At 57.9% G+C, this 6,323-nt stretch carries 7 protein-coding genes; all 7 read right to left on the minus strand.

Annotation, left to right across the window (positions count from 1 at the left end; translation table 11 throughout):
* Positions 1-35: 35 nt before the first annotated feature.
* Positions 36-896, minus strand: a complete 861-nt coding sequence (locus VMW13_05285; protein HUV44225.1) for a DegV family protein — start codon at positions 894-896, stop codon at positions 36-38.
* A gap of 24 nt (positions 897-920) precedes the next feature.
* Positions 921-1,829: a hypothetical protein gene (locus tag VMW13_05290; protein HUV44226.1), complete on the minus strand. Its 909-nt coding sequence runs from the start codon at positions 1,827-1,829 to the stop codon at positions 921-923.
* 14 nt (positions 1,830-1,843) lie between these two features.
* The gene (locus tag VMW13_05295) at positions 1,844-2,179 is read right to left on the minus strand and encodes a PadR family transcriptional regulator (protein ID HUV44227.1); all 336 of its coding nucleotides are present in this window, start codon (positions 2,177-2,179) and stop codon (positions 1,844-1,846) included.
* A 226-nt stretch (positions 2,180-2,405) separates the two neighbouring features.
* Positions 2,406-3,113, minus strand: a complete 708-nt coding sequence (locus VMW13_05300; GenBank protein ID HUV44228.1) for an acetate--CoA ligase family protein — start codon at positions 3,111-3,113, stop codon at positions 2,406-2,408.
* Positions 3,114-3,205: 92 nt separating this feature from the next.
* Positions 3,206-4,672: a tRNA lysidine(34) synthetase TilS gene (tilS, locus tag VMW13_05305; protein HUV44229.1), complete on the minus strand. Its 1,467-nt coding sequence runs from the start codon at positions 4,670-4,672 to the stop codon at positions 3,206-3,208.
* A 77-nt stretch (positions 4,673-4,749) separates the two neighbouring features.
* Positions 4,750-5,418: a TIGR03936 family radical SAM-associated protein gene (locus tag VMW13_05310; GenBank protein ID HUV44230.1), complete on the minus strand. Its 669-nt coding sequence runs from the start codon at positions 5,416-5,418 to the stop codon at positions 4,750-4,752.
* A partial coding sequence (locus VMW13_05315; GenBank protein HUV44231.1) for a hemolysin family protein occupies positions 5,399-6,323 on the minus strand: 925 nt, incomplete at its 5' end. The genes VMW13_05310 and VMW13_05315, both read right to left, overlap by 20 nt.

Here is a 6,323-nt window from a genome sequence, read left to right on the forward strand (position 1 = left end):
GATGGCAGGAGAAAATAGTCCGAAGCCCGCCGGGTCTACCCCTCGTGGTAGAAGGCTACTCCCAGCGTCCCGGTACCGCAGGAATAGCCCATCAGGGGGCTGAACTCGGTAACCCACAGCTCGGCGCAGCAGAACTCGGACGCAATCCGCTCCCTGAGTTCTTCCGCTTCTTCGGGAGCATAGGCATGCATCACGGCAATATGTGCCGGTCCCGTGCCCAGTTCTCTCCTCATCGTCTTGAGGAGACGCTCCACTCCACTCTTCCGGCTTCTGGCTACCCCGAGGAAGCGTAGAACTCCAGGCGGAGACATGGTGAGTATCGGTTTGACATTGAGTGCCGAACCCACCTGCGAGGCAACCTTTGGTATCCGCCCGGAACGGTAGACGTGACGAATTGTATCCAGAAAGACGAGAAACCTGACCCTTTTCATCATATCTCTGGCCGCTGCGGTTACCTCAGCCAGACTTCCCCCTTCGGTAGCCGCCCGTGCCGCGGCAAGCGCAATAAAGCCTTCCGCGGCGGTGCAATTCAGGGAGTCCAGCACCTCTATCGAGACCCCCGGTAGCTCCTCCTTCACCATCTCACGAGCGTCCAGAGCGGCATTGTATACTGCGCTGAGTCTGGATGAGACCGTGATACAGAGGATACCCTCTGCCTGCTCGCTCACCTTCCGGTAAGTCTCAATGACATCCCCGGGAGAGATAGAGGAGGTCTTGAATGATTCCGGGTCCTGGAGGAACAGCTCGTAGGCTTCGGAAGGGGTGACATCCACCCAATCACGATATAGTTTGCCACCGTGGTAGAAGTTCAGGGGCATTACCGTTATCCCGTGCTCTTCTACCTGCCCTTTAGTTAAGCAGGCTATGCTGTCGACAACGACAGCTACCTTTCGCAAGGCATACCTCCACGAGATGGCGGTCTAGGTCGCCGCCGGATGGCCACCGTGTCTCAGTCTGTGGTCCAGGAAGGCCGGAACTAACAGAAAGACCAGCAGCAGTAAAATCAATGCGAGAAAGATGGGGAAACCGACCCTGCTACCGGCAAAGGCAACGGTTGCCAGTGTTAATACGCCGGATATCCCCAGTGCCACTACCTTCAATCGGCGCTGCCTCAGTCGAATGAATACGACTGCCGAAATTGCCAGCACCAGGAAACTCATGACAATCCAGGGAGCAAAGTCATTGAGCCGCCCGAGGTTGAGCCCGGTGAACTTGTTCTCCTGCTGCGCCGCCAGAAACCACCCGACAAAGCTCGGCACCGGCAGCAGCATCAGAGCACTGTACAGCCAGTCCCGCTTGATACTCTTGATTGTGATGTAACACAGTAACCACACGACCAGCGGAACGTAGGCGAGGAGCGTGGCCCAGGCCCATCCCGTGGGCAGGTAGAGCAGGAGCAGACCGGCGGCGACCACCGGCAGCAGGGCGTACCCCAGCCAGGGGAAAAGCCAGCCCGGCTTCCCGCGGCACCAGCCGTAGACGGCAGTGGCTATCACCAAGCCTATCAGGACCGGAAGCCAGCCGATGCCCCACCACTTGAGGGCAAATAACGCGGCAAAAAGAAGGTGAGGCAGCGAAGCCAGCAACGCCTGTCTCCAGGTACCCTGGCTGTGCACTTCATATATCTGGCGCGCCACTATCCTGGCCGAGCCAAGCACCCCGACGCACTCTTTGGCCGCTTCCTCATCGGACAGACCGGCTTCCCTCATCTCCTGGAGCCTGTCCTCGGCATGCATTTCCAACTCGGTTAAAACCTCTTCTTCGGCGGTTGGGTCAATCCTGAGGTTCTCCCGAATGTCCTTCAGATAGCGGTCCAGCTCTGTCGCCAATTCCCCACCTCACCTCACGGTGTAGTCGGCTTAAAGACCAGGTTCATCGCCGTGAAGAAGTCCTGCCACTCTACCGTCTTTTCCACCAGGGTAGCACGGCCTTTCTCCGTAATATGATAGTACCGCCGCTGCCGACCACCGGAAAAAGGCTGCCACCTGCCTGTGACCAGACCCGCCTTTTCCAGCCGATGCAGGGCCGGATAGAGCGTGCCTTCCTTGAACTTGAAGTAGCCCTGGCTCCTGCCCTCGAGTTCCTTCATTATCTGGTAACCGTACATCGGCTGCTGGCTTATCAGGCATAACAGCAGGGAGTTGATATTGCCCTTCATCCGGTCCTTCCTGCCTGCCATCTATGTCACCTCACGCAAGTAGTATCCGCAATACCTAGAACAGCTAGGTATTTATAGCATAAAGGGAAGACCTTGTCAATAGAATCTTGCGGGGTCCGAAAGGTGAAGAATATCAGAAGGACCAGCACCCACAATGAAGAGAATCAGTTTCTCCACATCGGGTAGCTGGTCCCATCGGTTCGGAAGGAGACCGTTGCCTGCCGGTTACGCCTGCGCCTCATCCCGGCTACGCCGGGGCTTCATCCTCGAGCACCACCCTGGCATCCACCGCCACGGCACCGTCACTGTAAGCAAAGACGGGGTTCAGGTCCAGCTCCTTGATGTCCGGGGTCTTCTCGACGTAATCAGAGACCTTGAGTATCAGGTTCTCAAGATTACCCACATCCACTGCTTCCGAGCCCCGGTAACCTTCAAGAATAGGATAGCCCTTGATATCCCGAATCATCTCGGCAGCGTCCCGCTTAACGAGAGGCACAATCCGGAAGGAAACATCTTTCAGGATTTCCACCAGAATGCCACCAAGACCGAACATCAGCACCGGGCCGAACTGGGCATCCTTTGACATGCCGACAATCACCTCGACCCCGGGGCGGGCCATCTTCTGCACCGATACTCCCTGGATTTTAGCATCCGGAAAGGCCTTGCCGATAGCGGCTATGATATTATCGTAGGCTTCACCCACCTGCTCTGCTGTCTCCAGGCCCAACTCAACCCCGCCGGCATCACTCTTGTGCACCACATCAGACGAGGCTATCTTCAGTACCACCGGGAAACCGAGCTCTCCGCTGATGGAAATCGATTCTTCCCGTGAAGATGCCAGCCTGGTATCAACAACACTTATCCCGGCCTGCTTGAGCAGGTCCTTGGCCTCTACCTCGGTTAGCAGGGTTCTGCCCTCACTCCTCGCGCGGTCTATAATATCTTGCCCAGTCATAGAAGCTACCCTCCGAATCAACATTCAACTTGATTAGTCTAGCAAATAATAGCACCTTTTGCCAAGTAGCTGCAACGTACTCGATGCAACACTCATGTGACCACCGACTGTTCACCGACGGAATCAGGCACGCGTTCGAACCGGACCCGGAGTACCTCCCGGGTGTTTTCGGTAACCCTGGCCCGGTCATCTATGCGCCATCCGACAACCCACAGTATATCGTCCCCTGAACAGACCACCGGCACCCGCGGTCGCCAGGCGCGCGGAACACGGGCGTCAATCATAAACTCGCCCAGCTTCTTGGTCTCACTCATACCCAGCGGCCGGAACCGATCACCCGGTCGGCGTGTGCGGACCAGTATCCGCTGCCCAATTCTGTCAGCATCGAGATGGGCGGTAAACCCGTCTTCTTCACCCACCACCTGCCCCGGCCCGGACATGACCGTTTCTACACGCCAGCCGGGGGTTATGGTGACACCGGGCACCTTCAGGACGAATTCCCCACACGGTTCCGGGTACGGGCACAACGCCGAGGGGTCGGCTCCCAGCAGGTACCGGTCATACTCGATGGTGAAGAACAGGCCTCCCGGCAAGCTGAGGCGTCTTCCCGCCGGCAACGTGAGGGCCGCCAGCATCTCCTCGATATGGCGTGCCTCGATGTCCATGGGACTGCCCAGTAGCTCCTCCATAGCCCGGCGGAGCAGGTTGCGTTGCAGGCCGGAAGGCAACTCCAGAAAGCCTGCTCTGTCAATGATTACGGTATCTGCCTGCCGCCGGACAACTGCTTCCCAGAGCCTGGCGGTCTCCCTGTCCAGTACACCAAGGTCATCTCCGGCTATCCGGGCAGTGCGTACCAGGGCCTTGACTATCTGCGGGTTATACTCCTGCAAAAGTGGCAGGAGATGGTGACGAAGCCTGTTTCTCAGGGGTGACAGACTGAAGTTGGACACATCGACCCGGGGACGCATACGGCACTGGCGACAGTACTCTAAGGTATCCTTGCGGGTGACCTCCAGCAGCGGTCGTACCACCGTGATGCCGTCTGTGCTCGCCCGCCAGCCGGCGACCGGCTGTAACCCACGCAGCCCGGTGGTCCCTGTCCCCCGGATAATGTGCATCAGTACGGTCTCGGCATGGTCATCCGTTGTGTGTCCTACCGCTACCCGGTCGGCATTAATAGACACAGCTACCTTCGCGAGGAAGGCGTAGCGCACTTCGCGGGCTGCCTCTTCCAATGTGACATCCCGCTCCGCGTGATATGCCCTGACGTCACATTCCTCGATGGTAGCCGTAATACCCAGACGCCGTGCCATTCCGGCAACGTACACGGCATCGCCCCGGGACTCGGCACCGCGCAACCGGTGGTCAAGATGGGCCACGTGAAGTTCCGCCTGTAGCTCCCCCCTCAGCCTGTTCAGGACGTGAAGGAGACATACCGAGTCCGCCCCCCCGGACACCGCCACCACCAGCGGAGCATGGGGAGACACCTGGTGATGGGCACGGATAAAGCCCAGCACTCTCTGCTCTAAGGATTTCTCGAATTCCCGTCTCGTGACCATCGAACTATACTTCGGAAGGCAGACTTGCCCCGCATTCTGCATAGCGGAATGCGGCCTTATCGCATTCTGATGCGACTTTATCTTTTGGCACCGGGTCTTGTGCCAGCGTCCAGGACGAGTTTGGTACGCCTTATCGCACGGGGATGGTCGGTAAAACCCAGGGCAGCAGCGACCTGCTCCGGTCTCCCCGAACCATTACTGTCACAGCGCAGCCTCATACCGATGGTGTAGCCCCCGCGTTCCGGTCCCACCAGCCATATATCGTCTATCAGTACCCGGAGGTCATAATCGCGCCGCCCGGTATCCCGGTAGTGATGCCAGGGCAACTGCTCCAGCGCCAGAATATGGGATATTGTTGTCTCAATCTCCGCGGCACCCTTCTCCGTCTCGATATCGACCTCGTACGCGGCAAAACGCACCTGTGACTGGAGAGAAGGGACGCTCGGGGCTATCGGATAGACGCTGCCTATTTCCATGCCTGCCGGCAGCTGCCTGCCAGCGGCGGCGGAAAACCAGTGTGGTGAGACCTGGTTTGCCACCGTGACATCCATCAATTCCACTTCGCTGGTAATTCCCACGGAAAGCGGCGCGGCCAGGGATATCCGGGGGTGAGGGCTGAACCCCTCGGAGTAAGCCAGCCTGATTTGTGCGCGTCGAAGCGCCCTCTCCCACAATCTGATGATGTCCAGGTGAGAGATATACTTGAGCGCCTCTCCCCGGCTGAAGCTAATCCGTAGTCGCTGCATATCCCCCTCTGGTCAAGACAATCTTCTCAATCTTGACCCCCCGCATCTCGGATACTACCAGTTTCATATCTTTGTATACAATCTGTTCATTCGGCCTGGGAATACGTCTTAAAAGATTGAGCACGAATCCGGCTACCGTTTCGTACTCACCTTCAGGCAATTCCAGGCCCATCTCCTCGTTAGCTTCCTCGATACGCATCCCGCCGTCAATCTCAAAGGTATAGGCATTAATGGCCTCATAGTCCTTTTCTACCGTCGTCAGTTCGTCACCGACCTCGCCAACAATCTCCTCGACCAGCCGGCTGAGCATGACAATACCTGCCGTACCGCCAAACTCGTCGACAACCACCGCCATACGGAAGTTGCTGTCCCGCATCTCGTTAAACAACTCGCTGATGAGCTTGGTCTCCGGGGTGAAGTATGCCGGGCGAAGGAGCTCGTCAATCGGGCTCTGCTGGTTAATAGCCTCCTTCGCCTGTGCCATCAGTGCGTCCTTGATAGCCAGAATACCGGCGACATTATCCATATTCTCATTGAATACCGGGAAACGCGACCTCGGGAACTGAGCGTAGAGGGCAAGGAACTCAGCCACTGTGGAGCCCTGCTCTATTGCCACCACCTCGGGCCGTGGCACCATGACCTCACGCACCCGCCGGTCCCCGAAGTCGAATACCTTGTGCAGCATCCTGGCCTCGGAGTCCTCCACCGTCCCCTCCCGGTGTCCCACCGTAATCATGTTGCGGATTTCCTCCTCGCTGGCCAGGGACCTCGGTACCGGTGTTCCACCCAGCATCTTACTCAGGCCGGAGGCAATCCAGCTTAACACTACCACGAATGGAAGCAGTACCCAGAGGAGCCATTCTATCGGCCGGGCGAAGAGTATGGCCAGCCGCTCGGTATAACGG

The organism is Dehalococcoidales bacterium, assembly GCA_035529395.1.
In the GTDB taxonomy this organism is placed as follows: Bacteria; Chloroflexota; Dehalococcoidia; order Dehalococcoidales; family Fen-1064; genus DUES01.

Excerpts from the sequence above, each read along its gene's own strand:
- tilS (HUV44229.1), bottom strand. The coding sequence starts at position 4,672 with ATGGTCACGAGACGGGAATTCGAGAAATCCTTAGAGCAGAGAGTGCTG.
- VMW13_05295 (HUV44227.1), bottom strand. The coding sequence starts at position 2,179 with ATGGCAGGCAGGAAGGACCGGATGAAGGGCAATATCAACTCCCTGCTG.
- VMW13_05310 (HUV44230.1), bottom strand. The coding sequence starts at position 5,418 with ATGCAGCGACTACGGATTAGCTTCAGCCGGGGAGAGGCGCTCAAGTAT.
- VMW13_05300 (HUV44228.1), bottom strand. The coding sequence starts at position 3,113 with ATGACTGGGCAAGATATTATAGACCGCGCGAGGAGTGAGGGCAGAACC.